The following is a 24,430-nucleotide window of genomic DNA, read 5'->3' on the forward strand; positions in this document are numbered from 1 at the left end:
CATGTCCACAGCCCGTGAAACCATTGCCGCCGTCGCCACCGCCCAGGGTCGCGGCGGGGTCGGCATCGTGCGGGTCTCAGGCCCCCGGGCCGAGGCGCTGGCCCAAGCCGTTTGCCAGCGCGAGCTGAGGCCGCGCTATGCCCACTACGGTCCTTTCTACTCCGATGCCGATCAGGTGATCGACGAAGGACTGGCGCTGTACTTCCCCGGACCGAACTCGTTCACCGGCGAGGATGTGCTGGAGTTGCAGGGCCACGGTGGACCTGTGGTGCTCGATCTGTTGCTGCGCCGATGCCTGGAGCTGGGCGCGCGCCAGGCTCGCCCAGGCGAGTTCAGCGAGCGTGCCTTTCTCAACGACAAGCTCGACCTGGCCCAGGCGGAAGCCATTGCCGACTTGATCGAGGCCAGCTCCGAGCAGGCGGCACGCAACGCCCTGCGCTCGTTGCAAGGCGAATTCTCGCGGCGCGTGCATGGCCTTAGCGAGCGCCTGATCAACCTGCGCATCTACGTCGAAGCCGCCATCGACTTTCCTGAAGAGGAAATCGATTTCCTCGCCGACGGCCATGTGCTGAATCTGTTGCAGGACGTGCGCGCCGACCTGCAGGAAGTGCTGCGCGAAGCCGGCCAGGGCGCCCTGCTGCGCGACGGCATGAACGTGGTCATCGCCGGCCGCCCCAATGCCGGCAAGTCGAGCCTGCTCAACGCCCTGGCCGGGCGTGAGGCGGCGATCGTCACAGAAGTCGCCGGCACCACTCGCGATGTCCTGCGCGAACATATCCATATCGACGGCATGCCGCTGCATGTCGTCGACACCGCCGGTCTGCGCGACACCGAGGATCAGGTGGAAAAGATCGGCGTGGAGCGCGCCCTCAAGGCCATCGGGGAGGCCGACCGGATACTCCTGGTGGTCGATGCCACTGCGCCCGAAGCCGCCGACCCCTTTGCCCTCTGGCCGGAGTTCCTCGATCTGCGCCCCGATCCGGCCAAGGTCACCCTGATCCGCAACAAGGCCGACCTGTCGGCTGAGCCGGTGAGCCTGGAGGTCGGCACCGATGGCCACGTCACCATCAGCCTGTCGGCCAAGTCCAGTGCCGGCCTGGACCTGCTGCGCGAGCACCTGAAAGCCTGTATGGGCTACGAGCAGACGGCCGAAAGCAGCTTCAGTGCCCGGCGCCGGCACCTCGAGGCGTTGCGCCAGGCCGCGACTCACCTGGAGCACGGGCACGCCCAGCTGACCCTCGCAGGAGCCGGCGAATTGCTCGCCGAAGACTTGCGCATGGCGCAGCAGTCCTTGGGCGAAATCACCGGAGCGTTCAGCTCCGACGACCTGCTGGGGCGGATCTTCTCCAGCTTCTGCATCGGCAAGTAAAGCCCGTCCAGAACCTACGGCTTCCCCTGACCTCGCGCGCGCCATCCTCCGTGCAGCGCGCGCTTGCCGGTAAATCGGTCTGCACCTGGAAAAACTGAACATCCCCCCCTGCCAGTCGGCCCGCCCATCGTGCAATTCGCCGTCGCTGAGTCCGAGCCGAAGCCTTTCTACACGGCCGCGGACTTGAAGCTCTGGCTTCTTTGGCCGCCTGAGCCCTGTGGAAAACCCCACCTGAGCCCGGTCGATAACCCTGCGATAAATAAGAGGATAACCGTGCCTGTGGATAACAAGGCATTTCATCCACAGGCTGCTCACGGCAACTGAACAGGCAGCCGCCAGGATCCGCACAGCCTTTTCAACCGCTGTACAAGCCGAATCTGTTGGCCTGCAGCGATCTATCCACAGAAAACTCGTTCATAAGTAATAAACATATAAACAAGGCTTTATATAAATTCATTCTTTTATTCTTTATTAACCGACACGCCGAATTGCCCCCCTGGGTGACTGGCTATTTTTTGTGCAAAAGGCTTCTTTCGTACCGGTTAACTGCCTATACTTGCCGGCTTTCCAGCTTTTCGAATCAAAAAAGCCCCCCATTTCTCAACAGGCACGAGGTGCGTGGTGGATTTCCCTTCCCGTTTTCAGGTGATCGTGATCGGCGGCGGTCATGCCGGTACCGAGGCTGCCTTGGCAGCTGCACGCATGGGGGTGAAAACCCTGCTGCTGACCCACAACGTGGAAACCCTCGGGCAGATGAGCTGTAACCCGGCCATAGGCGGTATCGGCAAGAGTCATCTGGTCAAGGAGATCGACGCCCTCGGCGGCGCCATGGCCGAAGCCACCGACCGCGGAGGCATCCAGTTCCGCGTGCTGAACAGCCGCAAGGGCCCGGCAGTCAGGGCGACCCGGGCGCAGGCCGATCGCGTGCTGTACAAGGCCGCCATTCGCGAAACCCTGGAGAACCAGGCCAACCTGTGGATATTTCAGCAGGCGGCCGATGACCTGATTGTGGAGAACGATGAGGTCAAGGGCGTCGTCACCCAGATGGGGCTGCGTTTTCTCGCCGACTCGGTGGTGTTGACCACTGGTACCTTCCTCGGTGGACTTATCCACATCGGCATGCAGAACTATTCCGGCGGCCGTGCCGGCGATCCGCCCTCGATCGCCCTCGCCCAGCGATTGCGCGAGCTGCCGTTGCGCGTCGGCCGCCTGAAAACCGGTACGCCGCCGCGTATCGACGGGCGCTCGGTGGATTTCACGTTGATGACCGAGCAGCCTGGCGACAGGCCGACGCCATTGATGTCCTTCCTCGGCCGTGCCGAGCAGCAGCCGCGCCAGATCAGCTGCTGGATCACCCACACCAATGCCCGTACCCACGAGATCATCGCCGCCAATCTGGACCGCTCGCCGATGTACTCGGGGCTGATCGAAGGTGTGGGGCCGCGCTACTGCCCGTCGATCGAAGACAAGATCCACCGTTTTGCCGACAAGGACAGCCACCAGGTGTTCATCGAGCCAGAAGGCCTGAGCACCCATGAGTTGTACCCCAATGGGATTTCCACCTCGCTGCCCTTCGACGTGCAGCTGCAGGTGGTGCGCTCCATCCGCGGCATGGAGAACGCGCATATCGTGCGCCCGGGCTACGCCATCGAGTACGACTACTTCGACCCGCGTGACCTGAAGTACAGCCTGGAAACCAAGGTGATCGGCGGGCTGTTCTTCGCCGGCCAGATCAACGGCACCACCGGCTACGAAGAAGCCGGCGCCCAGGGCCTGCTCGCCGGTGCCAACGCCGCGCTGCGTGCCCGGGGCCTCGAAGCCTGGTGCCCGCGTCGCGACGAGGCCTACATCGGCGTACTGGTCGATGACCTGATCACCCTGGGGACCCAGGAGCCGTACCGCATGTTCACCTCGCGAGCCGAATACCGGCTGATCTTGCGCGAGGACAATGCCGACCTGCGCCTGACCGAAAAGGGCCGCGAACTCGGCCTGGTGGACGACGTACGCTGGGCCGCGTTCGAACGCAAACGCGAGGGTATCGTCCGCGAGGAGCAACGCTTGAAGAGCACCTGGGTGCGGCCGAACACCCCGCAGGGGGAGGCCATCGCCACGCGCTTCGGCACACCGCTGGCGCACGAGTACAACCTGCTCAACCTGCTCAGCCGACCGGAGATCGACTACGCCGGGTTGGTCGAGGTGACCGGCGGCGGCGCCGAGGACCCGCAGGTCGCCGAGCAGGTCGAGATCAAGACCAAGTACGCCGGCTACATCGATCGCCAGCAGGACGAAATCGCCCGTCTGCGGGCCAGCGAAGACACCCGCCTGCCCGTGGATATCGATTACGCCGCGATCTCCGGCTTGTCCAAGGAGATCCAGCACAAGCTCGGCAATGCTCGCCCGGAAACCCTGGGCCAGGCCTCACGTATCCCCGGCGTCACGCCGGCGGCGATCTCGCTGCTGCTGATTCACCTGAAGAAGCGCAGTGCCGGCCAGCAGTTGGAGCACAGCGCCTGATGTCTGCGGTCACTACTCGTCACGCCGAAGAGCTGGCCCTGGGCGCGCGTGAGCTGGACGTCTCGCTCAGCGACGAGCAACAGCAGCGGCTGCTCGCCTACCTGGCCCTGCTGATCAAGTGGAACAAGGCCTACAACCTCACCGCGGTGCGTGATCCGGACGAAATGGTCTCGCGCCACCTGCTCGACAGCCTGAGCGTGGTGCCCTATGTGGCCGAGGCCGGGGATAGCTGGCTGGACGTCGGCAGCGGTGGCGGCATGCCGGGCATACCGCTGGCCATCCTGTTTCCCGGGCGGCGCTTTACCCTGCTCGATTCCAATGGCAAGAAGACTCGCTTCCTCACTCAGGTGAAGCTGGAGTTGCAGCTGACCAACCTGGAAGTTATCCACAGTCGCGTCGAAGCCTTCACTCCGCCGCAGCCATTCGCCGGCATTTGCTCGCGGGCGTTCAGCTCGCTGGCCGATTTTGCCAACTGGACCCGCCACCTCGGCGATGGCCAAACTCGCTGGCTGGCGATGAAGGGCGTGCATCCGGACGACGAACTGCAGGCCCTGCCGGAGGACTTCCGGCTGGTAGCCACCCATGTGCTCAAGGTTCCCGGTTGCCAAGGTCAGCGCCATCTGTTGATACTGCGTCGCTCGGTCTAGGGGGAACGGCAGCATGGCTAAAGTATTCGCAATCGCCAACCAGAAAGGCGGTGTGGGCAAGACCACCACCTGCATCAACCTGGCAGCCTCCTTGGTCGCGACCAAGCGACGCGTGCTGTTGATCGACCTGGACCCGCAGGGCAACGCGACCATGGGCAGCGGTGTGGATAAGCATGCCCTGGAGCATTCGATCTACGACGTGCTGATCGGCGAATGCAACCTGGTCGAGGCCATGCAGTTCTCCGAGCATGGTGGCTACCAGTTGCTGCCGGCCAACCGCGACCTGACGGCCGCGGAAGTCGCCCTGCTGGAAATGAAGATGAAGGAAAGTCGCCTGCGCCATGCGCTGGCGCCGATTCGTGAGAATTACGACTACATCCTCATCGACTGTCCACCGGCGCTGTCGATGCTGACCGTCAACGCCCTGGTCGCAGCCGACGCGGTGATCATTCCCATGCAGTGCGAGTACTACGCCCTGGAAGGCTTGAGCGATCTGGTCAACAGCATCCAGCGCATCGCCCAGTTGCTCAATCCGAGTCTGAAGATCGAAGGCCTGCTACGTACCATGTACGACCCACGCATTAGCCTGACCAACGATGTGTCTGCCCAGCTCAAGGAGCATTTTCCTGAGCAGCTCTACCAAACCGTGATCCCGCGCAATGTGCGTCTGGCCGAGGCACCTAGCTTCGGCATGCCGGCGCTGGTGTATGACAAGCAATCCCGTGGCGCCATCGCCTACCTGGCCCTGGCCGGCGAACTGGTTCGCCGCCAGCGCACCGGCGCCCACACTGCAACCGCATAAGGAATTTCCGCATGGCCGCCAAGAAACGAGGGCTAGGACGAGGCTTGGATGCCCTGCTGGGAGGGACCAGCGTCACCGCATTGGAGGAGGAAGCGGTCCAGGCCGATCGCCAGGAGCTGCAGTACCTGCCACTGGATCTGATCCAGCGTGGCAAGTACCAGCCGCGTCGCGACATGGACCCCACCGCCCTGGATGAACTGGCGCAATCGATCAAGGCCCAGGGCATCATGCAACCCATCGTGGTGCGGCCCATCGATGGCGGACGGTTCGAGATCGTCGCCGGCGAGCGCCGCTGGCGGGCCAGTCACCAGGCGGGGCTGGATCGGATTCCGGCGATGGTCCGCGAATTGCCGGACGAAGCCGCCATCGCCATGGCCCTGATCGAGAACATCCAGCGCGAGGACCTCAACCCGATCGAGGAAGCGGTCGCGCTGCAGCGCCTGCAGCAGGAGTTCCAGCTGACCCAGCAGCAGGTGGCCGAGGCGGTGGGCAAGTCCCGGGTGACGGTGACCAACCTGCTGCGCCTGATTGCCCTGCCGGAAGAGATCAAGACCCTGCTGTCCCATGGTGACCTGGAAATGGGTCATGCCCGGGCATTGCTCGGTCTGCCGGTGGAGCAACAGGTCGAAGGGGCGCGGCACGTTGTCGCACGTGGCCTGACCGTGAGGCAGACCGAGGCCCTAGTCAGGCAGTGGCTGAATGCCAAGGAAAAACCTGTCGAGAAGGTCAAGGCCGACCCGGACATCAGCCGCTTGGAACAGCGCCTGGCTGAGCGTCTGGGCTCGCCGGTGCAGATCAAGCACGGGCAGAAAGGCAAGGGTCAACTGGTGATCCGCTATAGCTCGCTGGATGAGCTGCAGGGCGTCCTGGCCCACATTCGCTGAAACAATTGACCCTGTAGCGGCACCGGCAAAATCACTACCTGACGGTTGAACCAGGGGGGAAGCCCCCCTATACTCTGCGCGCTTTTGTCGGCACGAAATATGCCAAGTCGTTGATTTTAAGGCGGCCGACGCCGAGGGGAGGAAGACGATGGATGCGCACAAGCCAGATCGTCTGCCCTTTCATCGCTTAGCCGTGTTTCCGCTCTTGCTGGCTCAGTTGGCTGTACTACTGTTAGCGGCTATTGTGCTGTACGCCACGCGGGGACCGGTCAGTGGTTATTCGGGGTTGTGTGGCGGTTTGATCGCCTGGCTGCCGAATCTGTATTTCGCCCACAAGGCGTTCCGCTTCGGCGGGGCGCGGGCCGCTCAGGCCATCGTCCGGTCGTTCTACGCCGGCGAGGCGGGCAAGTTGATTTTGACGGCAGTGCTGTTTGCGCTGACGTTTGCAGGGGTGAAGCCATTGGAAGCGCTGACGGTATTCGGCGTATTCCTGTTGACCCAGTTGGTCAACTGGTTCGCTCCCCTGCTGATGAAAACAAGATTTTTGAGACCTTAGGGCGTTTGAGGCAAACATGGCAGAACAAACCGCTTCGGGCTATATCCAGCACCACCTGCAGAACCTGACCTTCGGGAAACTGCCCAATGGTGACTGGGGTTTCGCCCACACCGCAGAACAGGCTAAAGAAATGGGCTTCTGGGCATTCCACGTGGATACCCTGGGCTGGTCCGTCGTATTGGGCCTGGTTTTCGTCCTGTTGTTCCGCATGGCCGCCAAGCGCGCGACCAGCGATCAGCCGGGCGGCCTGCAGAACTTCGTCGAAGTGCTGATCGAGTTCGTCGACGGCAGCGTCAAGGACACCTTCCACGGTCGCAACCCCCTGATCGCACCGCTGGCCCTGACCATTTTCGTCTGGATCTTCCTGATGAACCTGATGGACCTGGTGCCGGTAGACTTCCTGCCGCTGCTGGCCGCCACCATCACCGGCGATTCGCACATGTTCTTCCGTGTGGTGCCGACCACCGATCCCAACGCGACCTTGGGCATGGCTCTGTCGGTATTTGCCCTGATCATCTTCTACAGCATCAAGGTCAAGGGCATCGGCGGCTTCCTCGGTGAGCTGACTTTGCACCCGTTCAGCAGCAAGAACCTGGTCATGCAGGCGCTGCTGGTGCCGGTGAACTTCCTGCTCGAGTTCGTCACCCTGATCGCCAAGCCGGTATCGCTGGCTCTGCGTCTGTTTGGCAACATGTATGCCGGCGAACTGATCTTCATCCTGATTGCCGTTATGTTCGGCAGCGGCATGTTCCTGCTCAGCACCCTGGGTATTGCATTGAACTGGGCGTGGGCAGTGTTCCACATCCTGATCATTACCCTGCAGGCGTTCATCTTCATGATGCTGACCATCGTCTACCTGTCGATGGCGCACGAAGACAACCACTAATAGCCTACTCCGCACCCGCTACCCCACGGGGTGGGTCAAGGGTGCGTGTGGCTTGATGTGGCTGCCCGCAAGGGCAAACAAGGCAACGATTTAGCTTTACCGCTCTACCTTAAGAAAACCTTAACCAATACGACATAAAAGTCGGGAGGAAAAATGGAAACTGTAGTTGGTCTGACCGCGATCGCCGTTGCACTGCTGATTGGCCTGGGTGCCCTGGGTACCGCTATCGGCTTCGGTCTGCTGGGTGGCAAATTCCTGGAAGGCGCTGCGCGTCAGCCGGAAATGGTTCCGATGCTGCAAGTTAAGATGTTCATCGTCGCCGGTCTGCTCGACGCCGTGACCATGATCGGTGTTGGTATCGCACTGTTCTTCACCTTCGCGAACCCCTTCGTTGGTCAAATCGCTGGCTAATCACTCGAACCATCGAGTGATTGGTTTGCCGGACAACGAACGAGCGAGGTGTTGGCGTGAACATTAATGCAACCCTGATTGGCCAGGCCGTTGCCTTCTTCATCTTCGTGATGTTCTGCATGAAGTTCGTATGGCCTCCGGTCATTGCGGCTCTGCACGAGCGTCAGAAGAAGATTGCAGATGGCCTGGACGCTGCCAGCCGTGCGGCTCGTGACCTGGAGTTGGCCCAAGAGAAAGTGGGTCAGCAACTGCGCGAAGCCAAAGATCAAGCAGCCGAAATCATTGAGCAAGCCAAGAAGCGCGCGAACCAGATCGTCGACGAAGCCCGTGATCAGGCTCGTGTCGAGGCGGATCGTGTGAAGGCTCAGGCTCAGGCCGAGATCGAACAGGAACTTAACGGCGTCAAAGACGCGCTGCGCGCCCAACTGGGTAGCCTGGCCGTCAGCGGTGCCGAGAAGATCCTGGGCGCTTCCATCGACCAAAACGCGCATGCGGAGCTGGTTTCCAAACTGGCCGCCGAAATTTAAGCGAGGGCGCGATCATGGCAGAACTGACCACGCTGGCCCGACCTTACGCTAAGGCTGCTTTCGAGTACGCCCAGGCCCACCAGCAGCTGGCCGATTGGTCAGCCATGCTCGGCCTGGCCGCTGCGGTGTCGCAAGACGACACCATGCAGCGGGTGCTCAAGGCTCCGCGTCTGACGAGTACAGATAAGGCCACCACTTTTATCGAAGTGTGTGGTGACAAGTTCGACGCCCAGGTACGCAATTTCATCCACGTCGTCGCCGAAAACGATCGTCTGGCCCTGTTGCCGTCGATCGTCGAGCTGTTCGAGCTGTACAAGGCCGAACAGGAAAAATCGGTTGATGTGGATGTCACCAGTGCCTTCGCATTGAGCGATGAACAGCAAGACAAACTCGCCAAGGTTCTCAGTGCACGGCTCGGCCGAGAAGTGCGTCTGCACGCCGCGGAGGATGCCACCTTGATTGGTGGTGTCTTGATTCGCGCCGGCGACCTGGTTATCGATGGCTCAGTTCGCGGCAAACTCGCGAAGCTGGCCGAAGCATTGAAATCTTGAGTTTGAAGGGGCAGCAGAGCTATGCAGCAACTCAATCCTTCCGAAATTAGTGAAATCATCAAGGGGCGCATCGAGAATCTCGACGTCGCCTCCCAAGCCCGTAACGAAGGCACCATCGTCAGCGTTTCCGACGGTATCGTGCGCATTCATGGTCTCGCCGATGTGATGTACGGCGAAATGATCGAGTTCCCGGGCGGTGTCTACGGTATGGCGCTGAACCTGGAGCAAGACTCCGTGGGTGCCGTGGTGCTGGGTGCTTACACCAGCCTCGCCGAAGGCATGAGCGCCAAGTGCACCGGGCGCATCCTGGAAGTTCCGGTAGGTCCGGAACTGCTGGGTCGCGTGGTCGATGCCCTGGGCAACCCGATCGATGGCAAGGGCCCGCTGAACAACGTCGCCACCGACGCTGTTGAAAAGGTTGCACCGGGTGTGATCTGGCGTAAGTCGGTCGACCAGCCGGTACAGACCGGTTACAAGTCGGTCGATGCCATGATCCCGGTAGGCCGTGGCCAGCGCGAGCTGATCATCGGTGACCGTCAGATCGGTAAGACCGCCCTGGCTGTCGACGCCATCATCAACCAGAAGAACAGCGGCATCCGCTGCGTCTACGTGGCCATCGGTCAGAAGCAGTCGACCATCGCCAACGTGGTACGCAAGCTGGAAGAGAACGGCGCCCTGGCCAACACCATCGTGGTAGCCGCCTCCGCCTCCGAATCCGCTGCGCTGCAGTTCATCGCACCCTACTCCGGTTGCACCATGGGCGAGTACTTCCGCGACCGCGGCGAAGACGCTCTGATCGTCTATGACGATCTGTCCAAGCAGGCCGTGGCTTACCGCCAGATCTCCCTGCTGCTGCGCCGTCCGCCAGGCCGTGAAGCCTACCCGGGCGACGTGTTCTATCTCCACAGCCGTCTGCTGGAGCGCGCATCGCGCGTCTCCGAAGAGTACGTCGAGAAGTTCACCAATGGCGAAGTAAAGGGCAAGACCGGTTCGTTGACCGCTCTGCCGATCATCGAAACCCAGGCGGGCGACGTTTCCGCGTTCGTTCCGACCAACGTGATTTCGATCACCGACGGTCAGATCTTCCTGGAATCGGCGATGTTCAACTCGGGTATCCGTCCGGCCGTCAACGCCGGTATCTCGGTATCCCGCGTCGGTGGTGCTGCGCAGACCAAGATCATCAAGAAGCTCTCCGGTGGTATCCGTACCGCTCTGGCTCAGTACCGTGAACTGGCTGCTTTCGCCCAGTTCGCCTCCGACCTGGACGAAGCCACCCGCAAGCAGCTCGAGCATGGTCAGCGCGTCACCGAGCTGATGAAGCAGAAGCAGTACGCGCCTATGTCGATCGCCGACATGTCGCTGTCGCTGTATGCCGCCGACCGTGGTTTCCTGCGGGACATCGAAGTTGCCAAAGTTGGCGCCTTCGAGCAGGCCCTGATCGCTTACTTCAACCGGGATCACGCCGCACTGATGGCGAAGATCAACGAGAAGGGTGACTTCAACGACGACATCGATGGCCAGCTCAAAGCCGGTATCGAGAAGTTCAAGGCCACCCAAACCTGGTAAGCCGCAGCGGGGGCCGCAAGGTCCCCGCCTGCTAACCCGATAGGTGTCAAATGGCAGGCGCAAAAGAGATTCGCAGCAAGATTGCGAGCATCAAAAGCACGCAGAAGATCACCAGCGCCATGGAGAAGGTGGCGGTCAGCAAAATGCGCAGGGCTCAAATGCGCATGGCGTCGAGCCGTCCCTACGCGGAGCGTATCCGCCAGGTAATTGGTCATCTGGCCAACGCCAACCCGGAATACCGTCATCCCTTCATGATCGAGCGCGAGGTTAGGCGCGTCGGTTACGTCGTGGTGAGCAGTGACCGTGGTCTGTGCGGTGGCTTGAACACCAACCTGTTCAAGGCTCTGGTCAAGGACATGGCGAGCAATCGCGAGCGCAACGTGGAGATTGATCTCTGCGTGGTTGGCAGCAAGGGTGCGGCATTCTTCCGCAGCTTTGGTGGCAACGTCGTCGCTGCGATCAGTCACCTCGGCGAGGAACCTTCGATCAATGATCTGATCGGTAGCGTCAAGGTCATGCTCGATGCGTACCTGGAAGGACGTATCGACCGTTTGTCCGTGGTCTCGAACAAGTTCATCAATACCATGACGCAACAGCCGACAGTGGAACAGTTGATTCCGCTGGTGGCGACTCCGGATGAAGAACTCAAGCATCACTGGGACTACCTCTACGAACCCGACGCCAAGGAGCTGCTGGACGGCCTGATGGTGCGTTACGTGGAGTCGCAGGTATACCAGGCGGTGGTCGAGAACAATGCAGCCGAGCAGGCTGCACGGATGATCGCGATGAAGAATGCCACCGACAACGCCGGTGACCTGATCAGCGATTTGCAGCTGATCTACAACAAGGCGCGTCAGGCAGCGATCACCCAAGAGATTTCGGAAATCGTCGGCGGCGCTGCCGCGGTTTAAGAACGGTTCAAATATTCAGAGGAACCAAAGATGAGTAGCGGACGTATCGTTCAAATCATCGGCGCCGTTATCGACGTGGAATTCCCGCGTGATCAGGTGCCGAGTGTTTATGAAGCGCTGAAAGTAGTCGGCGCCGAGACCACCCTGGAAGTTCAGCAGCAGCTGGGCGATGGCGTGGTACGTACCATTGCGATGGGCTCCACCGAAGGCCTCAAGCGTGGCCTGAACGTCGGCAGCACCGGCAAGGCCATCTCCGTACCGGTCGGTAAAGCGACCCTGGGCCGGATCATGGACGTGCTGGGCAACCCGATCGACGAAGCTGGCCCGATTGGCGAAGAAGAGCAGTGGGAAATCCACCGCGCGGCGCCTTCCTATGCCGAGCAAGCGGGCTCCAACGAGCTGCTGGAAACCGGCATCAAGGTAATCGATCTGGTCTGCCCGTTCGCCAAGGGCGGCAAGGTCGGTCTGTTCGGTGGTGCCGGTGTCGGCAAGACCGTGAACATGATGGAACTGATCCGTAACATCGCCATCGAGCACAGCGGTTATTCCGTGTTCGCCGGTGTGGGTGAGCGTACTCGTGAGGGTAACGACTTCTACCACGAGATGAAGGACTCCAACGTTCTCGACAAGGTAGCCCTGGTCTACGGTCAGATGAACGAGCCGCCAGGCAACCGCCTGCGCGTGGCACTGACCGGCCTGACCATGGCCGAGAAGTTCCGTGACGAAGGTCGTGACGTGCTGTTGTTCGTCGACAACATCTACCGTTACACCCTGGCCGGTACCGAAGTATCCGCACTGCTCGGCCGTATGCCGTCGGCGGTGGGTTATCAGCCGACTCTGGCCGAGGAAATGGGCGTTCTGCAGGAGCGCATCACTTCCACCAAGACCGGTTCGATCACCTCGATCCAAGCTGTCTACGTTCCCGCGGACGACCTGACCGACCCGAGCCCGGCGACCACCTTCGCCCACCTCGACGCCACCGTGGTACTGTCGCGCGACATCGCCTCCCTGGGTATCTACCCGGCGGTCGATCCGCTCGATTCCACTTCGCGTCAGCTGGACCCGAACGTGATCGGCCAGGAGCACTACGACACCGCCCGTGGCGTGCAGTACGTGCTGCAGCGCTACAAGGAGCTCAAGGACATCATCGCCATCCTCGGCATGGACGAACTGTCCGAAGAGGACAAGCAGCTGGTATCCCGCGCGCGTAAGATCCAGCGCTTCCTGTCCCAGCCGTTCTTCGTGGCCGAAGTCTTCACCGGTTCGCCGGGCAAGTACGTTTCCCTGAAGGACACCATCGCGGGCTTCAGCGGCATCCTCAAGGGTGACTACGACCACCTGCCTGAGCAGGCGTTCTACATGGTCGGCGGCATCGAAGAAGCCATCGAGAAAGCGAAGAAACTGTAATCACCCAGGCGCCCGGCAACGGGCGCATCAGGCTGCGGATAAGCTGTTATCCTCGGCCTGTCACGTGAGGCAAGCGTATGACTATGACAGTCCATTGCGATATCGTCAGCGCAGAAGCAGAGATTTTCTCCGGTCTGGTTGAGATGGTGATCGCGCACGGCAACCTGGGGGATCTTGGCATCGCTCTGGGCCACGCGCCTTTGATCACCGACCTCAAGCCGGGGCCGATCCGCCTGATCAAGCAGGGTGGCGAAGAGGAGGTGTATTACATCTCCGGTGGCTTCCTGGAAGTGCAGCCGAACATGGTCAAGGTTCTTGCCGACACCGTGCAGCGCGCCGCCGACCTGGATGAAGCCTCTGCCCTGGAAGCCGTCAAGGCGGCCGAGAAGGCTCTGCATGTACAGGGTGCCGAGTTCGACTACGGCTCGGCTGCTGCTCGTCTGGCCGAGGCTGCAGCCCAGCTGCGCACCGTCCAGCAGCTGCGCAAGAAGTTCGGCGGTAGCTGATACCGTTGCACTTCATCGCAAGTCGGTAAAAGGGTAGCCTTGGCTACCCTTTTTCTTTGCCCGCAATTTCTGGATCAGCGCCTGCCTATGTCTCTCGATATCGTCATCCTCGCCGCCGGCCAAGGCACTCGTATGCGTTCGGCCCTGCCGAAAGTCCTGCACCCGATCGCCGGTCAATCCATGCTTGGCCATGTTATCCACAGCGCCCGCCAGCTCCAGCCGCAGGGGATCCATGTGGTGGTCGGTCACGGTGCCGAGCAGGTACGCGAGCGCCTGGCGGCAGACGACCTCAACTTTGTCCTGCAGCGCGAGCAGCTGGGTACCGGCCATGCCGTGGCCCAGGCGTTGCCGGCACTGACGGCCGAGCGGGTGCTGATCCTCTACGGCGATGTGCCGCTGATCGAGCCCGCTACCCTGCAACGCCTGCTGCAGCACGTTGGCGAGCAACAGCTAGGGCTTTTGACGGTCGACCTGAATGACCCGAGCGGCTATGGACGCATCCTGCGTGACGAGGCCGGTGTGGTCCGTGCAATAGTCGAGCACAAGGACGCCACGCCCGAGCAGCGGCAGATCTGCGAAGGCAATACCGGCATTCTCGCCGTACCCGGCAAACGCCTGGGCGATTGGCTTGGCCGCCTGTCCAACAGCAATGCCCAGGGCGAGTACTACCTGACCGACGTGATCGCCATGGCGGTGGCCGATGGCCTGGTGGTCGCCACCGAGCAACCGCAGGACGCCATGGAAGTGCAGGGCGCCAATGATCGTCTGCAGCTGGCCGAGCTGGAGCGTCACTACCAGCAGCGCGCGGCACGACGGCTGATGGCCGAGGGCGTGACCCTGCGCGACCCGGCGCGCTTCGACCTGCGCGGCGAAGTCACGGTGGGCCGCGATGTGCTGATCGACATCAACGTGATCCTCGAGGGCCGGGTGGTGATTGAGGAGGGCGTGGAGATTGGTCCCAACTGCGTGATCAAGGACAGCACCCTGCGCCGGGGCGCGATCGTCAAGGCCAACAGCCATCTGGACGGTGCCGAACTGGGTGAAGGCGCCGACTGCGGTCCCTTCGCCCGCCTGCGCCCGGGCGCCGTGCTGGGGGCCAGGGCCCATGTGGGTAACTTCGTCGAACTGAAGAACGCCACCCTGGGCGAGGGCGCCAAGGCCGGTCACCTGAGCTATTTGGGCGATGCCGAAGTCGGCGCACGGACCAATATTGGCGCCGGCACCATCACCTGCAACTACGACGGCGCCAACAAGTTCAAGACGGTGCTGGGTGAAGACGTGTTCATCGGCTCCAACAGTGCCCTGGTGGCACCGGTCCGCCTGGGCGACGGCGCCACCACTGGCGCCGGCTCGGTGATCACCGCCGACGTACCGCCGGCCACCCTGGCCGTGGGCCGGGCCAAGCAGCGCAATATCGAAGGCTGGAAGCGCCCGGTGAAGATCAAGAAGTAAGGTGAGCGTTGGAGGGCGCTCAGCCTGTGGAAACCAAGCGGGTTTTCCACAGGCTATTGAGCTGGGAATAACTACAGTTTTCTTCCCCCCGCATCGCCACCCACTTGACGCAAGAGCCCCATTAGGTTTTGATTCGCGCAGCTAACTTTCGAATCGAAACTTACCATGTCGAAACGCAACACCCCACAGCGTCGTCACACCATTCTCGCCTTGCTTGCCGAGCAGGGCGAGCTGAGTGTCGACGAGCTGGCCAAGCGCTTCGCCACCTCGGAAGTGACCATTCGCAAGGACCTCGCCGCCCTGGAGAAGAATGGCCTGCTGTTGCGCCGTTACGGCGGCGCGGTGCCCCTGCCGCAGGAACTGATCGGCGACGGCAGCCAGCCGCTGTCGCCCTACAAGCTGGCCATCGCCCGCGCTGGGGTGGCGCGGATTCGCGAACATGCACGGATCATCATCGACAGTGGTACCACCACCGCGGCCATGATCCCGCAGCTTGGGCACAGGCCGGGCCTGGTGGTGATGACCAATTCGCTGAACGTGGCCAACGCCCTGCGCGAGCTCGAGCACGAGCCGGTGCTGCTGATGACCGGCGGAACCTGGGACCCGCACTCGGAGTCTTTTCAGGGTCAGGTCGCCGAGCAGGTGTTGCGCTCCTACGATTTCGACCAGCTGTTCATCGGCGCCGATGGCATCGACCTGGCGCGCGGCACCACCACCTTCAACGAGCTGCTGGGTTTGTCCCGGGTGATGGCCGAGGTGGCCCGCGAGGTCATCGTCATGGTCGAGAGCGACAAGATCGGCCGCAAGATTCCCAACCTGGAGCTGCCCTGGAGCAACGTCCATACCCTGATCACCGACGAGCGCCTCTCCGACGAGGCCCGTGAACAACTGACGGCGCGCGGCATCCAGCTGATATGCGCGACCGTCGACACTTAAGGAGAAGTCTATGTGTGGCATCGTCGGCGCCGTCGCCGAACGCAACATCACCGCCGTGCTGGTGGAAGGCCTGAAACGCCTGGAATACCGCGGCTATGACAGCGCCGGTGTGGCCTTGCTGGACGAGCAGGGCGAATTGCAGCGCCGCCGCCGGGTCGGCAAGGTCAGCGAACTGCAGGGGGCGCTGGTTGACCAGCCCCTGGCCGGCCGCCTGGGCATCGCCCATACCCGCTGGGCAACCCACGGTGCGCCGAGCGAGCGCAATGCCCACCCGCACTTCTCCGGGGCCGAACTGGCGGTGGTGCACAACGGCATCATCGAGAACCATGAGGCGCTACGCGAGCGCCTCAAGGGCCTGGGCTATGCCTTCAGCTCGGATACCGATACCGAGGTGATCGTCCATCTGCTCGATCACCACCTCAAGACTCACGCCGATCTGACCGCTGCGCTGAAGGCCGCGGTCAAGGAGCTGCACGGTGCCTACGGCCTGGCGGTCATCAGCGCCAAGCAGCCGGATCGCCTGCTGGCCGCGCGCAGCGGCAGCCCGCTGGTGATCGGCCTGGGCCTGGGCGAGAACTTCCTGGCCTCGGACCAGCTGGCCTTGCGCCAGGTCACCGACCGTTTCATGTACCTGGAAGAAGGCGACATCGCCGAGATCCGCCGCGATCAGGTTCACATCTGGGACGTCGACGGTCAGCCGGTGCAGCGCGAGACTGTGCAGTACCACGAGGGCGCCGAAGCGGCCGACAAGGGCGAGTACCGCCACTTCATGCTCAAGGAAATTCACGAGCAGCCCAAGGTGGTCCAGCGCACCCTGGAAGGCCGCCTCGGCAGCCGTCAGGTGCTGGTCCAGGCTTTCGGCCCCCAGGCCGCCGAGCTGTTCGCCAAGGTGCGCAACGTGCAGATCGTCGCCTGCGGCACCAGTTTCCACGCCGGCATGGTCGCCCGTTACTGGCTGGAGGAGCTGGCCGGGATTCCCTGCCAGGTCGAGGTGGCCAGCGAGTTCCGCTATCGCAAGGTGGTGGTCCAGCCAGATACCCTGTTCATCAGCATCTCGCAGTCCGGCGAGACGGCCGACACCCTGGCCGCGCTGCGCAACGCCAGGGCACTGCCGACCAGCCAGGGCGGCTATCTGGCCAGCCTGGCGATCTGCAACGTCGGCATCAGCTCCCTGGTGCGCGAATCCGACCTGTGCCTGCTGACCCAGGCCGGCCCGGAAATTGGCGTGGCCTCGACCAAGGCCTTCACCACCCAGCTGGTTGCCCTGATGCTGCTGACTCTGTCTCTCGGCCAGGTCCGTGGCAGCCTCGACCAGGCGCTGGAAGCCGAGCTGGTCGACGAGCTGCGTCGCCTGCCGACCCGGCTCGGTGAGGCCCTGGCAATGGATGCGGTTGTGGAAAAGATCGCCGAACTGTTTGCCGAGAAGCATCACGCCCTGTTCCTCGGCCGCGGCGCTCAGTACCCGGTGGCGATGGAGGGCGCGCTCAAGCTCAAGGAAATCTCCTACATCCATGCCGAGGCCTACCCGGCCGGCGAGCTCAAGCACGGGCCCCTGGCGTTGGTGGACAGCGATATGCCGGTGGTCACGGTGGCGCCGAACAACGAGCTGCTGGAAAAGCTCAAGTCCAACCTGCAGGAAGTGCGCGCCCGCGGCGGGGAACTGATCGTCTTCGCCGACCAGCAGGCCGGGATGAGCAACGGCGAGGGCACCCACGTGGTGAACATGCCGCACATCCACGACGCCCTGGCACCGATCCTCTACACCCTGCCGCTGCAGCTGCTGTCCTACTACGTCGCCGTGCTCAAGGGCACCGACGTCGACCAGCCGCGCAACCTGGCCAAGAGTGTGACGGTGGAATAGGGCAAGCCGAGTGAGGGGGACAGGGCTCGGCAGGCTGCGACTGTCGAGCCCGGGAGCGGCCAACTGGCCGGTGTTACAGGATCAGCTGGCGCAGCGGTGGCCGGGCAAAGGCATGAGCCGTTTGATCGCTCTTGTTGGCCCGCTCAAAAAGGGCGCCGAAATCGGGTGATTGGCAACTCATCGGTGCTATCAGGCGCTATCCCGATGAGTTGCGCCACTATCCTGCGTTGGTGCCGAATTACTTGACCCCCATACGGCGAAGGGCCGCAGGCTGGTACTCGCTCTTGGCCGTTCTGTCGCCGAACTTGATGGGATGCTGGGCATCCACCAGCAGCCCGTAAATCAGATAGCGCGAGCTGTTCAGGTCGTAGATCGCCTCACCGGCATACCAGGGCGTGTCGGCGTAATAGAACTGCACGTGAAACCCTTCGGAGAAACGCCACAGTTCACCACGATTGTCGTATTGCTCGGCCAGGGCGATCTGCCAGGTATCCTCATCGAGGTAGAGCACGCGTTTGCTATAGATGTGACGCATGCCGGGCTTTAGTGTGCCTACCACCTTCCACACCCGGTGCTTTTCGTACCGAGTCAGATCCTGGTTGACATGGCCCTTGCTGGCGACATCGGCGACCGAAAGCGTTTCGTCGGCCAAGCGGAAGTTGTTGTAGGGGATGTAGATTTCCTGCTTCCCTTGCAGAGTCCAGTCATAGCGATCCGGCGAGCCGGAATACATATCGGCGTTATCCGAGGTGCGCAGACCGTCGGCCGCGGTGCCGGGGCCATCGTAGGCCACCTGAGGCGCACGCCGCACCCGGCGCTGGCCGGCGTTGTACATCCAGGCCAAACGGGGCTGTTGCACCTGGTTGACGGTTTCGTGAACCAGCAGGATGTTGCCTGCTAGACGGGACGGAGCGAGTACCGCCTGGCGCGCGTAGAGCATGACGTTCTTGTCCTCCACCACGTCATAGCCATCGAGGTTTTCCGGCCAGGTCACTTCCTCTTTGATTCTGACTTCACTGAAGCTGCCGTTGGCCTGGGTGATGACTTGCAGCTGATCGCGGACCAGGCTTCCACCCCGGTAGCGCATGAAATGGTTCCAGACCGCCTCGACGCCATTGTTCGGCTCGGGGAAGGGGTAGTAGCCCCTGTAGCCCTCCACTCCGTTGCCGTCGCTACTCAACTTCGCGTGGCGCGCGTTGTACCTGGCGGCCTCCTGCACGGATTCGGGCAGCTTGGCAGTGCGATGGGTCGGGTAGACATTGATGAAGTAGCTGTCCGGGTAGCGCTGCAGCATGGCGATCTGGCCATCGGTGAGGTGATCCTTATGCGCTGGGTAGTTGGCAGGGGTTATGCGCAGCAGCGTCGATTCGCTCGCATAGGGATCGGACAGGTCGGTGCCAGTCACTTCGAGCCCCCCGTTCCAGGCTGGGATCGAGCCATCGGCGTTAGCCGCCACTTCAGCGCCCACAGCGGTTAGTTCTTGCGCGTTAGCCGAGACACAGCCGAGCAGTAGAAGAGCGAACAAGACTTTATTCTTCATGTTGTTTGACCTGCAGTTCGTCGATTTTCTTGGCGGCCTGTTTCAAGTACGACGAGTCGACGTCTCTCGAAAGCTGCTGTGCATAGGCAAACCAGCTGTAGGCATATTGCGCATGCTGCATGGCGAACAGCTTGTCTTTGCTCGCCGCATCCAGATGGCACTCGCCCGCGACGATGGCCACGCTGCTGCTGATCAGTTCCTTATCGAGTTCATTGGTGAGACAGGCAGGATCGTCCTGCTCTTGGCTTGCTGAGACGTAGCTCGCGCAGGACGCTGCAATGACGGTGGCGAAGCTGAGAGACAATATTCTGCTCATGGAGATCGCTCCAAAGTTTGACTTGTGGCGTGCAAGGTTTCATTATGAAACCAAAATCATCCTAGGTTCTGTAATAGAACCTGTCAAAGCTTTTCTAGCGCTCAGATGAGCCTTTTTTTTAAACAGACAGGTGGCTTGGTATGGAGAGGGTGAGCTTTGAGGGGCGCAATTGCTCGCTAGCGCGTTCCCTGGACGTTCTCGGCGACTGGTGGAATGTGCTGATCGTCAGGGAGGCCCTGTGGGGGTGCAGCAAGTTCGACGACTTCCAGCGCAACCTGGGCATGTCGAAGAGCATCCTGTCGAAGCGTCTGAAGCTGCTGCTTGAGCACGAGATTCTGCAAAAGCGCAACCAGGGTGGCAGCGTCGACTACTACCTCACGGAGAAGGGACGGGAAATCAACACCATCATCATGAGCATGCTGCAGTGGGGCGACCGCTGGTATCCCCATGCCGAAGGGCCGCCTGTCCTGTTGATCAACAAGAAGACCGGGTCGCCATTGTCTCATGCGCGGTTCTATGACCAGGATGGCAACGAAGTGAGTCCGAGCGACGTCGGCATCTGTGATGGCCCCGGCGCCAATGCCGAGACTCGCGAACGGATTCGCCGGATTCACCTGAAACATGCGCAGTAGCCGCTAGGTGCCCCGAATGGCCGCCGCCGGGAGGCCCCTTCTGCATGGTGCACCGGTCTGGGTGAGCGAGCGATTCATTGAGCCTTGCCGAAAAGCTCAGGTGTCGCTCGCGGCCATGCAGATCGCCTCATGTTGAGGGACTGGTTGGTCTAGCGGAAATTCGTCCTGGCCTGCGCGGTGATCAGTTGGATGCGTATTCCACACTCTTGAAGGCGATCAGCAAAACGAGGGCCGTTCGGCCAGTAACAGGCTAGGCTTCGAAGGACTCCATAAACATCAGGGAGGAAAACATGGGGTGCGCGCAAGTCTGCTCCGGCGCCACGCTGCAATGCAGCTTCGGTGTCGCCCCGGCGGTACTCAACGTGCTGCCGACCAACTGCACCACGGTTGGCGGCATGCCGGCGGCCAATATCATGGACTACATACCGTTGGTGAACATCGGCACGTTCAGCATGTGCCAGAGCCTCGCCAACCCCACTGTGGCGGCGGCCACCGCCGCGGCGCTCGGCGTATTGACTCCGATGCCTTGTATTCCGGCCACCGCCAGCCCCTGGATTCCCGGCGCCCCGACCGTATTGATCGGCAGCATGCCCGCGCTGGACGCCAACTGCACCTTGATGTGCAGCTGGGCCGGCGTTATCTCCATCACCTACCCAGGGCAAGTGCAGATGCTGATTCCCTAGTGCCGGCGGTTCAGGTGGCCGCGGTAATGGCCACGATTCAGCGGCAATGCTCTGTGGCGCCTGGAGTCGAGTGCAGGCGTAGACGAGGTGCGGCGCGGAACTTCGCAGAGGCAAGGAGGATTAAGTTGTCTTGCTTCGAGCTCCGCCAACGCTCAGACCTCCGGCGCCTCGGTCAAGCGTCGCCACCACCAGGCCAGCCGGGAGATAGGCTGGCCGCGCGCGTCCAGCGGTCGGCCGTCGCTGGCGAAGCGCTGCTCTGCTTCGGCCACCTGGCCTTGCTGGTAGAGTTGCCGCGATGCCAGCTTTTGGTCGGGGTGGAAGCGCTGCTGCAGGCCATGTAGCTGGCCGACGTGATAGTGCTGCCATTGGGCCAGGCTGCCGTCGGCAAAAAAGGTTTTGACCTCGCCATGCAGCAGGCCGGCGCGGTAGTTGGCCTGACGCTGCATCCAGCCTTCAGCCGCATAGTAGGTCGCCAGGCCGTGCAGCTTGCCATTCTCGTAGGCCATGCGCGCCGCCGGCTTGCCATTGGCGTGGAGCAACACGAAAGGTCCGTGAAGCACGCCTTGGCGATAACTCAGGCTGGCTTGCGGCCGGCCATTTTCCTCGATGCGTACCGGCCCCTCGAGCGCGCCTTTCTGCAGGGTGCCGATGAGTCGGCGCTCACCGCTGTGTACGACGACATCGCCGGTAGGGGCGCTCATCAGTTCACCTGGACCATGCCGCCCTTGAGGGTCAGCATGCCGCCGCCATCCACCGTCTGTGAGGCGCTGGCTTTGTTGGTCAGGGAGACCCCGGCGTTGTTGGTCAGATCGGTGCCGGCCTTGTTGTCGAGTGTGGTGCCCGCCTGGTTGGTCAGAGCCGTGCCGGCCTTGTTGGTCAATGCCGTGCCAGCCTGGGCAGTCAGGTTGGCATCGCTCTTGGCGGTGAAGTCGCCGCCGCTCTGCAGCGTCAGGGTGCCGCTGACCTTGATGGTCAGGTTGCCGTCCACGGTCAGCTGGTAGTTGCCGGCAACCTCGTGGGTGTAACTGCCGCCGGTGCTGTGGGTCTGGTCGCTACCCACGGTCACCGTACGGGTGTCGGTTACGTCCAGCGTATCGCTGCCGGTCTGGATGGTGACGGTGCGGCTGCCTTGCTCCAGGGTGATGGTTTCGTCGCCGTCCTTCACCGTGCGGGTCCGCGCATTCTGCACGGTCAGCGTCTCGTCGTGGCCGATGGTGGCGCTGCTGTCATTGAGCACCTTGATCTTGAGGTCCTTCTGCGCCTGCAGGAACACTTCCTCGCTGTCCTTCTTGTCCTCGAAACGCAGCTCGTTGAAGCCGCCGCCGCCCTTGCTGGAATTGGTCTTGATTCCGGACTGGGTCTGGTTGGCCGGCAGCTCATAGGGCAGCGCGTTGTCGCCGTTGTACACGCAGCCGGTGACCAGGGGACGGTCCGGATCGCCGTCGATGAAGGTGACGATCACCTCCTGGCCGATGCGTGGAATGAACTGCATGCCGAAGCCCTTGCCGCTCCACGGCAGCACCACGCGTACCCAGCAAGAGCTGGTCTCGTCATTCTGTCCGTCGCGATCCCAGGGGAACTGCACCTTGATCCGGCCGTATTCATCGGTCCAGATATCCTCGCCGGACTTGCCGACGACGATGGCGGTCTGGGTGTGCATGCGCGGCTTGGACGTGCGGCGTGGCGGGCGGTAGCTGGTGCTTTTGGGAATCGCCTCGAAGCGATTGCGGTAGTTGCTGTGGTCGACCTCGTGGCTGACTCGGGTCAGCACCCACTCGATATTCGCTGCGTCGTCGTCATGACCGCTCAGGGTGAAGCTGTGCCCCGGCACCAGCCAGCGGCAGTCGCTCTCGCCGATAAAGCGGCTCTCCTGGCTGCGCAGCGCATCCACCCGCAACTTGCCCAGGGCATCGCCGCGCGCCTTGGTGGTGTAGCCGCCGGGATGTTCGTAAACCGACAGCGGTCCGGCCACCGCCTCGGCCTGGCCATAGAGCGAGGTGGTCGGCGTGGTGAACTCGTAGTCGGTGGCGCGGTATACGCCGGACACCGCCTGCCGACAGATCTGCCCGGAGCGGATGCCATGCAACTCACGTTCGCCCATCTGCTGGCCGAGGTAGGCGATGGTGCTGGCGTTCGGGCACGGCGGGAAGACGTCGTTGCTGTCGCCCAGCACCAGGGTGTGGGCGCCATCGGCGTGGGTGAAGAACCAGAAGATGCCTTCCTCCTCGAGCAGCCGCGAAACGAAGGCGAAGTCGCTCTCGCCGTACTGCACGCAATACTCGCGCGGGCTGTAGCTGCCGGTCAGCTTCAGCTCGTAATCGCTGAAACCGTGCTCGTCGAAGATGCTGGTGACGATGTCGCTGGTCGCCAGATTCTGGAACACCCGGTTGTTGCTGGCCAGGGTCAGCCACCACAACCAGGGCCGTAGCAGCAGCTGATAGCGCTCGGCCGTGGCATCGCCGGGCAACTGACGAATCTCCGCACAGAGCGCATCGATCGGGCGCAGCAAGTCGTCGTTATGCAGGGTCGCGGTGAAGTGCGAAGCCACCGCATCGACCAGGGGCAAGGGCGTGGCGCTGTAACCGTGCAGGGTCAGGCTGGCGAGACTGTTCAACGCCTCCTCGCCGGAGAGGCGTTCCGGGTAGAGGTCGGCCAGCGCCGCGGCGGTGAGGGAAAGGCTGGTGGTGGTGTCGGTGGGGCGGGTCATCGAAAAGCCTCACACGAATATCCAGAGCCCGAATATATTCGAATGGTCGACGAAACTAAGCATTCAGGAAACTTGCAATGATCAATAGACAAATTGATCAGCTGGCCACTGATTAGTTTAAAAATCACCATGGAGGTGTTCCAAATTCGACTCGGGTCAGTAGTGGATTAGTCGTTAGGACATCATTAATGCTGAGGCGTTCTACCTGCAGAGCGACGCCGTGTGCTGGAGCAGTGACAGGGCCATCGTGCCCGAGTGAGAGCAACTCATAGCCATTGCCGGTGGCCAATGCCACATGCGCAATATAGTCAATGCCTGCGGCTGAAAAAAGCACCAGATCTCCTTTGCTTGGATAACTTCCAACAGCGCGCGCCGGCGCCAGCAGGTTGAAATAGTAACGCTTTAGCGCTCCTTGTATGGAGTTGTTGTTTGGTTGATTGTGCTGTGCGTTTGCCCGGAACAAGTCGTCGATCACATTCCATACCGTATTGTTGGCAACGCCTGATAAGTGCGCAGCCCACAAGACGATCTCATAGCAGGATATCGGCGTTGTCATTATTTCCCCGGTAAACGCCGTACCGCCAGGTGAAAAGCTAGTCGCAATGGTCATTTGCCCGGGAGCCCACATAAAACCGAAATCTTCAAACTGGGCGAGGCGATCGCATACCGCTGCTGCAGGCATAATCTATCTCCGGTGTTTGGGTGCGGATGGAAAAAGATCTCTCCGCTAAAAAAGATGGGGCTCTTTGGGTTCTTGAACATAGAA

Annotated in this window: 24 protein-coding genes; 19 read left to right on the forward strand and 5 right to left on the reverse strand. The window is 61.8% G+C overall.

Features of this window, described 5'->3' with window-relative positions; translation table 11 throughout:
• Position 1 precedes the first annotated feature (1 nt).
• The 17 genes from mnmE (at position 2) to glmS (ending at position 17,786) form a co-directional block, all read left to right on the forward strand.
• Positions 2–1,369 (forward strand): tRNA uridine-5-carboxymethylaminomethyl(34) synthesis GTPase MnmE, encoded by a 1,368-nt coding sequence (mnmE, locus tag AB5S05_RS00875; RefSeq protein ID WP_369285511.1) that lies wholly within the window; start codon positions 2–4, stop codon positions 1,367–1,369.
• A gap of 621 nt (positions 1,370–1,990) precedes the next feature.
• Positions 1,991–3,883, forward strand: coding sequence for a tRNA uridine-5-carboxymethylaminomethyl(34) synthesis enzyme MnmG (gene mnmG / locus AB5S05_RS00880; protein WP_369285512.1), 1,893 nt, complete (start codon positions 1,991–1,993; stop codon positions 3,881–3,883).
• Entirely contained in the window at positions 3,883–4,530 is a 648-nt protein-coding gene (gene rsmG / locus AB5S05_RS00885; RefSeq protein WP_369285513.1) for a 16S rRNA (guanine(527)-N(7))-methyltransferase RsmG, read from the forward strand. Before mnmG ends, rsmG begins: the two co-directional genes overlap by 1 nt.
• A 13-nt stretch (positions 4,531–4,543) precedes the next feature.
• On the forward strand, positions 4,544–5,332 hold the full coding sequence (locus AB5S05_RS00890; RefSeq protein ID WP_369285514.1) for a ParA family protein: 789 nt from the start codon (positions 4,544–4,546) through the stop codon (positions 5,330–5,332).
• 11 nt (positions 5,333–5,343) lie between these two features.
• Positions 5,344–6,216 (forward strand): ParB/RepB/Spo0J family partition protein, encoded by an 873-nt coding sequence (locus AB5S05_RS00895; protein ID WP_369285515.1) that lies wholly within the window; start codon positions 5,344–5,346, stop codon positions 6,214–6,216.
• A 148-nt stretch (positions 6,217–6,364) separates the two neighbouring features.
• Positions 6,365–6,772, forward strand: a complete 408-nt coding sequence (locus AB5S05_RS00900; RefSeq protein WP_369285516.1) for a F0F1 ATP synthase subunit I — start codon at positions 6,365–6,367, stop codon at positions 6,770–6,772.
• A gap of 16 nt (positions 6,773–6,788) precedes the next feature.
• On the forward strand, positions 6,789–7,658 hold the full coding sequence (gene atpB / locus AB5S05_RS00905) for a F0F1 ATP synthase subunit A (RefSeq protein WP_369285517.1): 870 nt from the start codon (positions 6,789–6,791) through the stop codon (positions 7,656–7,658).
• A 153-nt stretch (positions 7,659–7,811) separates the two neighbouring features.
• On the forward strand, positions 7,812–8,069 hold the full coding sequence (gene atpE, locus AB5S05_RS00910) for a F0F1 ATP synthase subunit C (RefSeq protein ID WP_003097235.1): 258 nt from the start codon (positions 7,812–7,814) through the stop codon (positions 8,067–8,069).
• 56 nt (positions 8,070–8,125) lie between these two features.
• Positions 8,126–8,596, forward strand: coding sequence for a F0F1 ATP synthase subunit B (locus AB5S05_RS00915; RefSeq protein WP_369285518.1), 471 nt, complete (start codon positions 8,126–8,128; stop codon positions 8,594–8,596).
• 14 nt (positions 8,597–8,610) lie between these two features.
• The gene (locus AB5S05_RS00920) at positions 8,611–9,147 is read left to right on the forward strand and encodes a F0F1 ATP synthase subunit delta (RefSeq protein WP_369285519.1); all 537 of its coding nucleotides are present in this window, start codon (positions 8,611–8,613) and stop codon (positions 9,145–9,147) included.
• Positions 9,148–9,168: 21 nt separating this feature from the next.
• On the forward strand, positions 9,169–10,713 hold the full coding sequence (gene atpA / locus AB5S05_RS00925) for a F0F1 ATP synthase subunit alpha (RefSeq protein ID WP_369285520.1): 1,545 nt from the start codon (positions 9,169–9,171) through the stop codon (positions 10,711–10,713).
• A gap of 50 nt (positions 10,714–10,763) precedes the next feature.
• Positions 10,764–11,624, forward strand: coding sequence for a F0F1 ATP synthase subunit gamma (gene atpG / locus AB5S05_RS00930; RefSeq protein ID WP_369285521.1), 861 nt, complete (start codon positions 10,764–10,766; stop codon positions 11,622–11,624).
• Between the two features lie 30 nt (positions 11,625–11,654).
• Positions 11,655–13,031, forward strand: coding sequence for a F0F1 ATP synthase subunit beta (gene atpD / locus AB5S05_RS00935; RefSeq protein WP_369285522.1), 1,377 nt, complete (start codon positions 11,655–11,657; stop codon positions 13,029–13,031).
• Positions 13,032–13,108: 77 nt separating this feature from the next.
• Positions 13,109–13,537: a F0F1 ATP synthase subunit epsilon gene (locus AB5S05_RS00940; protein WP_369285523.1), complete on the forward strand. Its 429-nt coding sequence runs from the start codon at positions 13,109–13,111 to the stop codon at positions 13,535–13,537.
• Between the two features lie 87 nt (positions 13,538–13,624).
• Positions 13,625–14,989 (forward strand): bifunctional UDP-N-acetylglucosamine diphosphorylase/glucosamine-1-phosphate N-acetyltransferase GlmU, encoded by a 1,365-nt coding sequence (glmU, locus tag AB5S05_RS00945; RefSeq protein WP_369285524.1) that lies wholly within the window; start codon positions 13,625–13,627, stop codon positions 14,987–14,989.
• Between the two features lie 165 nt (positions 14,990–15,154).
• A complete protein-coding gene (locus AB5S05_RS00950; protein WP_369285525.1) occupies positions 15,155–15,925 on the forward strand; it encodes a DeoR/GlpR family DNA-binding transcription regulator in 771 nt (256 codons plus the stop codon).
• Between the two features lie 10 nt (positions 15,926–15,935).
• Positions 15,936–17,786 (forward strand): glutamine--fructose-6-phosphate transaminase (isomerizing), encoded by a 1,851-nt coding sequence (gene glmS / locus AB5S05_RS00955; protein WP_369285526.1) that lies wholly within the window; start codon positions 15,936–15,938, stop codon positions 17,784–17,786.
• Between the two features lie 238 nt (positions 17,787–18,024).
• On the opposite strand, the gene AB5S05_RS00960 is transcribed toward glmS, so the two are convergent.
• On the reverse strand, positions 18,025–19,326 hold the full coding sequence (locus AB5S05_RS00960) for a DUF1329 domain-containing protein (RefSeq protein ID WP_369285527.1): 1,302 nt from the start codon (positions 19,324–19,326) through the stop codon (positions 18,025–18,027).
• Entirely contained in the window at positions 19,316–19,642 is a 327-nt protein-coding gene (locus AB5S05_RS00965) for a hypothetical protein (protein ID WP_369285528.1), read from the reverse strand. Before AB5S05_RS00965 ends, AB5S05_RS00960 begins: the two co-directional genes overlap by 11 nt.
• Positions 19,643–19,782: 140 nt before the next feature.
• Here AB5S05_RS00965 and AB5S05_RS00970 point away from each other — a divergent pair, with 140 nt between their 5' ends.
• Positions 19,783–20,274 (forward strand): winged helix-turn-helix transcriptional regulator, encoded by a 492-nt coding sequence (locus AB5S05_RS00970; protein WP_369285529.1) that lies wholly within the window; start codon positions 19,783–19,785, stop codon positions 20,272–20,274.
• Positions 20,275–20,564: 290 nt separating this feature from the next.
• Positions 20,565–20,957, forward strand: a complete 393-nt coding sequence (locus tag AB5S05_RS00975) for a DUF4280 domain-containing protein (protein ID WP_369285530.1) — start codon at positions 20,565–20,567, stop codon at positions 20,955–20,957.
• 152 nt (positions 20,958–21,109) lie between these two features.
• Here the strand turns inward: AB5S05_RS00975 and AB5S05_RS00980 are convergent, their stop codons facing one another.
• The 3 genes from AB5S05_RS00980 to AB5S05_RS00990 all read right to left on the reverse strand — a co-directional run bounded on the left by AB5S05_RS00980 (position 21,110) and on the right by AB5S05_RS00990 (position 24,346).
• Positions 21,110–21,658 (reverse strand): toxin-antitoxin system YwqK family antitoxin, encoded by a 549-nt coding sequence (locus AB5S05_RS00980; RefSeq protein WP_369285531.1) that lies wholly within the window; start codon positions 21,656–21,658, stop codon positions 21,110–21,112.
• Positions 21,658–23,664 (reverse strand): type VI secretion system Vgr family protein, encoded by a 2,007-nt coding sequence (locus AB5S05_RS00985; RefSeq protein ID WP_369285532.1) that lies wholly within the window; start codon positions 23,662–23,664, stop codon positions 21,658–21,660. The genes AB5S05_RS00980 and AB5S05_RS00985 overlap by 1 nt, the downstream gene beginning before the upstream one ends.
• Positions 23,665–23,788: 124 nt before the next feature.
• The gene (locus AB5S05_RS00990; protein WP_369285533.1) at positions 23,789–24,346 is read right to left on the reverse strand and encodes a hypothetical protein; all 558 of its coding nucleotides are present in this window, start codon (positions 24,344–24,346) and stop codon (positions 23,789–23,791) included.
• Between the last annotated feature and the right edge of the window lie 84 nt (positions 24,347–24,430).

Origin of the sequence: Pseudomonas zhanjiangensis, from assembly GCF_041027545.1 — a bacterium.
In the GTDB taxonomy this organism is placed as follows: domain Bacteria; phylum Pseudomonadota; class Gammaproteobacteria; order Pseudomonadales; family Pseudomonadaceae; genus Aquipseudomonas; species Aquipseudomonas zhanjiangensis.

Bases quoted from the DNA above. Each gene is read 5' to 3' on its own strand.
- mnmE (WP_369285511.1), top strand. From the start codon at position 2: ATGTCCACAGCCCGTGAAACCATTGCCGCCGTCGCCACCGCCCAGGGT.
- rsmG (WP_369285513.1), top strand. From the start codon at position 3,883: ATGTCTGCGGTCACTACTCGTCACGCCGAAGAGCTGGCCCTGGGCGCG.
- AB5S05_RS00890 (WP_369285514.1), top strand. From the start codon at position 4,544: ATGGCTAAAGTATTCGCAATCGCCAACCAGAAAGGCGGTGTGGGCAAG.
- AB5S05_RS00895 (WP_369285515.1), top strand. From the start codon at position 5,344: ATGGCCGCCAAGAAACGAGGGCTAGGACGAGGCTTGGATGCCCTGCTG.
- AB5S05_RS00900 (WP_369285516.1), top strand. From the start codon at position 6,365: ATGGATGCGCACAAGCCAGATCGTCTGCCCTTTCATCGCTTAGCCGTG.
- atpB (WP_369285517.1), top strand. From the start codon at position 6,789: ATGGCAGAACAAACCGCTTCGGGCTATATCCAGCACCACCTGCAGAAC.
- atpE (WP_003097235.1), top strand. From the start codon at position 7,812: ATGGAAACTGTAGTTGGTCTGACCGCGATCGCCGTTGCACTGCTGATT.
- AB5S05_RS00920 (WP_369285519.1), top strand. From the start codon at position 8,611: ATGGCAGAACTGACCACGCTGGCCCGACCTTACGCTAAGGCTGCTTTC.
- atpA (WP_369285520.1), top strand. From the start codon at position 9,169: ATGCAGCAACTCAATCCTTCCGAAATTAGTGAAATCATCAAGGGGCGC.
- atpG (WP_369285521.1), top strand. From the start codon at position 10,764: ATGGCAGGCGCAAAAGAGATTCGCAGCAAGATTGCGAGCATCAAAAGC.
- atpD (WP_369285522.1), top strand. From the start codon at position 11,655: ATGAGTAGCGGACGTATCGTTCAAATCATCGGCGCCGTTATCGACGTG.
- AB5S05_RS00940 (WP_369285523.1), top strand. From the start codon at position 13,109: ATGACTATGACAGTCCATTGCGATATCGTCAGCGCAGAAGCAGAGATT.
- glmU (WP_369285524.1), top strand. From the start codon at position 13,625: ATGTCTCTCGATATCGTCATCCTCGCCGCCGGCCAAGGCACTCGTATG.
- AB5S05_RS00950 (WP_369285525.1), top strand. From the start codon at position 15,155: ATGTCGAAACGCAACACCCCACAGCGTCGTCACACCATTCTCGCCTTG.
- glmS (WP_369285526.1), top strand. From the start codon at position 15,936: ATGTGTGGCATCGTCGGCGCCGTCGCCGAACGCAACATCACCGCCGTG.
- AB5S05_RS00960 (WP_369285527.1), bottom strand. From the start codon at position 19,326: ATGAAGAATAAAGTCTTGTTCGCTCTTCTACTGCTCGGCTGTGTCTCG.
- AB5S05_RS00965 (WP_369285528.1), bottom strand. From the start codon at position 19,642: ATGAGCAGAATATTGTCTCTCAGCTTCGCCACCGTCATTGCAGCGTCC.
- AB5S05_RS00970 (WP_369285529.1), top strand. From the start codon at position 19,783: ATGGAGAGGGTGAGCTTTGAGGGGCGCAATTGCTCGCTAGCGCGTTCC.
- AB5S05_RS00975 (WP_369285530.1), top strand. From the start codon at position 20,565: ATGGGGTGCGCGCAAGTCTGCTCCGGCGCCACGCTGCAATGCAGCTTC.
- AB5S05_RS00980 (WP_369285531.1), bottom strand. From the start codon at position 21,658: ATGAGCGCCCCTACCGGCGATGTCGTCGTACACAGCGGTGAGCGCCGA.
- AB5S05_RS00985 (WP_369285532.1), bottom strand. From the start codon at position 23,664: ATGACCCGCCCCACCGACACCACCACCAGCCTTTCCCTCACCGCCGCG.
- AB5S05_RS00990 (WP_369285533.1), bottom strand. From the start codon at position 24,346: ATGCCTGCAGCAGCGGTATGCGATCGCCTCGCCCAGTTTGAAGATTTC.